1 protein-coding gene and 1 pseudogene are annotated in these 592 nt (G+C 66.9%); both read right to left on the minus strand.

Annotated elements, in window-relative coordinates; translation table 11 throughout:
* The coding region (locus DIZ26_RS34450) for a universal stress protein (protein ID WP_198676433.1) at positions 1 to 389 on the minus strand (389 nt) is incomplete at its 3' end.
* 5 nt (positions 390 to 394) lie between these two features.
* A pseudogene (locus DIZ26_RS34455) lies at positions 395 to 592 on the minus strand (hypothetical protein); the annotation flags it as partial.

The following is a 592-nucleotide window of genomic DNA, read 5'->3' on the forward strand; positions in this document are numbered from 1 at the left end:
TCGGCGATGTTGGCCAGCGCCTCGGAGGTCGAGCCGACGAGCAACCGCTTGACGGTGCTCATCCCCCGGCGGCCGACCACCAGCATCTCGCTGTTCGCGGCCAGCCTGGCCAGCGTTGTCGCCGGCGGACCGACCACGAGATCGGTGTCGTGGTCGAGGACCGGGTCCTGGCTCTTCATCGTCTGCTTCACGTCGTCGATCAGGTCGAACGCGGCCTGGTCGATGACCTTGGGTTCCCAGTACGGCGAGTGCCGCAGCTTCTCGTCGATCACGTGAACGGCCCGGAGCGGGGCCCTGCGGATCACAGCTTCCTGCAGGGCCCACTCCAGCGCACCCGTGTCTCGCCAGGATCCGTCGACACCGACGTGGATCACAGGTTGCCTGGACATCTGTCTCACCGCAGCCAGGGGTAACGCTCGACGATCGGGAGCCGCGCCCACTGCTTACCGAAACCCCACACGTTGCCTGCAGCAACGAGCGCGAGAGCGATCAGCGTGACCGCGCCGACGATGTGGTCGTCGAGGACCGGGTTGTTCTCCGGCGGCAGGACCGCACTCCACATCATCAGGTACAGCACGGTGCCCGACACCGC

The sequence above is a fragment of the Kribbella monticola genome, assembly GCF_003261635.1.
Lineage (GTDB): Bacteria > Actinomycetota > Actinomycetes > Propionibacteriales > Kribbellaceae > Kribbella > Kribbella monticola.